The following is a 3,573-nucleotide window of genomic DNA, read 5'->3' on the forward strand; positions in this document are numbered from 1 at the left end:
ACCCTGGACATGCTCGACGCTAAAGTTAAGTGCGACGAGCTGGGTGTCATCCTGATCGGCCCTAACTGCCCAGGCGTGATCACTCCAGGCGAATGCAAGATCGGCATCATGCCAGGTCACATTCACTTGCCAGGCAAGGTCGGTATCGTTTCCCGTTCCGGCACCCTGACCTACGAAGCTGTGAAGCAAACTACTGACGCCGGTTTCGGTCAGTCGACTTGCGTCGGCATCGGCGGTGACCCGATCCCGGGTTCGAACTTCATCGACATCCTGAAGCTGTTCCAGGAAGACCCGAAGACCGAAGCGATCGTAATGATCGGTGAGATCGGCGGTTCGGCTGAAGAAGAAGCGGCTGCCTACATCAAGGCACACGTGACCAAGCCGGTTGTTTCCTACATCGCTGGTGTGACTGCCCCTGCGGGCAAGCGCATGGGCCATGCTGGCGCAATCATCTCTGGCGGCAAAGGCACTGCAGACGAGAAGTTTGCTGCCCTGGAAGACGCAGGCGTTAAAACCGTGCGTTCGCTGGCAGACATCGGCAAGGCTTTGTCCGAGCTGACCGGTTGGGCGATCAAATAAGCCTCGCGCTTAGCTGACGCTTTACCAAACAAAGGCCACCTTCGGGTGGCCTTTGTCGTTTCCGGCGCTTTTGTGGTGAGGGGGCTTGTCGGAACGCCGCACCGCCCCGTTCGGCTGCGCAGCAGTCGCAAATCTGATAAACGCGATCTGTCTGATGAAGCGCGATTACCGGTTTTGGGGCCGCTTCGCGACCCAACGGGGGCAAGCCCCCTCACCACAGGGTTCTGCTTAGGTAAATTAGATATGTAAACGCGACACAGAAACGTCGTGTATCGGATAGTTCGCCCTCTAACAGTGCGTTTGTCGGGCAAATTCGTTAGGCTAGCCGCCATTTTTGCGTCTGCGACCCACAAGGTTGCTCCGCGCTAAAGGGTCAGTCCCATACGGATCGACAGCATTTCCCTCACCCCACAGGGAAATCCCTCTCTAAATTCCGATTCAGTAGTGTGGTATTTCCTTAATGAAAGTGTTGAAAGGCCAGGACATCCTGGCACTTGGTTTTATGACGTTTGCCCTGTTTGTCGGGGCTGGCAACATCATCTTCCCGCCTATCGTCGGTTTGCAGTCCGGGCCTAATGTCTGGATGGCGGCGCTGGGCTTTCTGATCACAGCGGTCGGTTTGCCGGTGATCACAGTGGTTGCGCTGGCCAAGGTCGGCGGGGCGATGGATGCCCTGAGCAGCCCGATCGGTAAAATCGCCGGTGGCTTGCTGGCTGCCGCGTGCTACCTCGCAGTCGGTCCGTTGTTCGCGACGCCACGTACCGCCACCGTCTCGTTCGAAGTCGGCCTGGCGCCGCTGACCGGCGAAAGCCCGTTGGCACTGTTCCTCTACAGTTCGGTGTACTTCCTGATCGTGTTCTTCATCTCGCTCTACCCGGGCCGGTTGCTGGATACCGTAGGACGTTTCCTCGCCCCTCTGAAGATCATCGCCCTGGCTGCGCTCGGCATCGCCGCGTTCGCGTTGCCTGCCGGTGATATCGGCGTGGCCACGCCGGAGTATGTCGCCGCACCGTTCTCCCAAGGTTTCATTAATGGTTACCTGACCATGGATACCCTGGGTGCATTGGTGTTCGGCATCGTTATCGTTAACGCGATCCGCTCTCGTGGCGTTGAATCGCCGGTGCTGATTACCCGTTACGCAATCATTGCCGGGCTGATTGCCGGCGTGGGTCTGGCCCTGGTTTACATCAGTCTGTTCCGTCTCGGTTCGGGCAGCCATGAAGTGGCCGCCGGTGCGACCAACGGCGCGGTGGTATTGCACGCTTATGTTCAACACACCTTCGGTTCGCTGGGCAGCGGTTTCCTGGCTGTGCTGATCTCGCTGGCCTGCCTGGTGACGGCTGTTGGCCTGACCTGTGCCTGCGCCGAGTACTTCAGCCGTGTACTGCCACTGTCCTATAAGACCTTGGTGATCATCCTGGCGGTGTTCTCCTTGTTTGTGTCCAACCTGGGCCTGACCAAGCTGATTGCGTTCTCGATCCCGGTACTGACCGCGATTTACCCGCCATGCATCGCCTTGGTGGCGCTGAGCTTCTGCAAGGACTTCTGGCATGAGCAGGGCCGCATCGTCGGTCCGGTAATGCTGGTGTCGTTCATCTTCGGCATGATCGACGCGCTCAAGGGCGCGGGTCTGGCGGACTGGATGCCAACTCAGCTGTCTCACTTGCCGCTGAGCGAGCAGGGCCTGGCGTGGCTGGTGCCGTCGGTAATGACATTGGTGGTCGCGGTGGTTTGCGATCGTCTGCTGGGCAAGCGCGAAGAAGCGCTGGCTTAAGCGGCTGAAAGGCCCGCCACAAGCGGGCGATCAAGCTGAAACAGAAATGCCCCGTATCAATCGATATGGGGCATTTTTTATGGTTAGATTTTGATGCCATGCGAAAATCGAATGTGGGAGCGGGCTTGCTCGCGAAGACGGTTTATCATTCAAAATTGATATTCTCGGACCCACCGCCTTCGCGAGCAAGCCCGCTCCCACAAGGAATCCGTGTTCCGATTCTCCATCACAAGGACCTGCATGTCGTTCATCCACGCCAACCTGATCCACATCCTCGCCGCGCTCTGGTTTGTCATCTGCTGGGGTGGTTACACCCGCTATGCCACATGGAAGGGCCGCGACACCGCGTGCCTGGCCAGCGTGTTGCACCTGTACCGCGAAGACTGGATGCGTCGCATGCTGTTGCGCGACAACCGAATCGCCGATGCCAGCGTGGTCGGAAACCTGGAGCGTAACGCCTCGTTTTTTGCCTCCAGCACCTTGATTATTCTGGCCGGCATTCTCACCGTGCTCGGTGCTTCTGAAAGGGCGGTGTCATTGTTGGCGGATATCCCGATGGTGCAGCAGGCGTCCCAGGGCATGTCCGAGATCAAATTGCTGTGCCTGGCGCTGGTTTTTGTCTACGCGTTCTTCACCTTCAGCTGGTGCATGCGGCAGTACAACTTTGCGGCGATTCTGATCGGTTCGGCGCCAATGGTCGGTGAGCGCCACGTTTCCGAACAAGAACGCAAAGCCTTCGCTGCCCGAGCGGCACGGGTAATCTCTTTGGCGGCCAACCAGTTCAACTTTGGCCTGCGTTCCTACTACTTCGGCATGACCATGCTGGCCTGGTTCGTCAGTCCGTGGCTGTTCATGCTGATGAGTGCCGGCGTGGTGCTGGTGTTGTATCGCCGCGAGTTTCATTCCGATGTTCTCGACGTGATGGTCTATACCCCTACAGAGGCACCCTTGCCCGAGGCGAACAAAGAGGCCGCTTGATGAGTATTCCGTTCTGGTGTGTGTTCATCAGTGCATTACTGATTTATGTGGCCCGCCTGCCGGTGGCCAAGGCGATGAAAGAGCAAGGCGGTTACAACAATCACCTGCCACGTCAGCAACAGGGGCAACTTGCCGGCTTCGGCGCCCGTGCGGTAGCCGCGCATCAAAACTCTTTCGAAGCCTTTATTTTGTTTGCGGTGGGGGTGTTGATGGCGCACACCACCCAAACCGCAGGGTGGCTT

The 3,573-nt window shown here is 58.1% G+C and carries 4 protein-coding genes; all 4 read left to right on the forward strand.

Features of this window, described 5'->3' with window-relative positions:
• Window positions 1-579: succinate--CoA ligase subunit alpha (locus tag AC1DRJ_RS21830; RefSeq protein ID WP_477803969.1), on the forward strand; the 579-nt coding region annotated here is incomplete at its 5' end.
• 460 nt (window positions 580-1,039) lie between these two features.
• Entirely contained in the window at window positions 1,040-2,353 is a 1,314-nt protein-coding gene (brnQ, locus tag AC1DRJ_RS21835) for a branched-chain amino acid transport system II carrier protein (protein WP_477803970.1), read from the forward strand.
• A 240-nt stretch (window positions 2,354-2,593) separates the two neighbouring features.
• Window positions 2,594-3,331: a DUF599 domain-containing protein gene (locus AC1DRJ_RS21840; protein WP_477803971.1), complete on the forward strand. Its 738-nt coding sequence runs from the start codon at window positions 2,594-2,596 to the stop codon at window positions 3,329-3,331.
• The coding region (locus tag AC1DRJ_RS21845; RefSeq protein ID WP_477803972.1) for an MAPEG family protein at window positions 3,331-3,573 on the forward strand (243 nt) is incomplete at its 3' end. The genes AC1DRJ_RS21840 and AC1DRJ_RS21845, both read left to right, overlap by 1 nt.

The organism is Pseudomonas sp. P5_B2 (assembly GCF_056400445.1).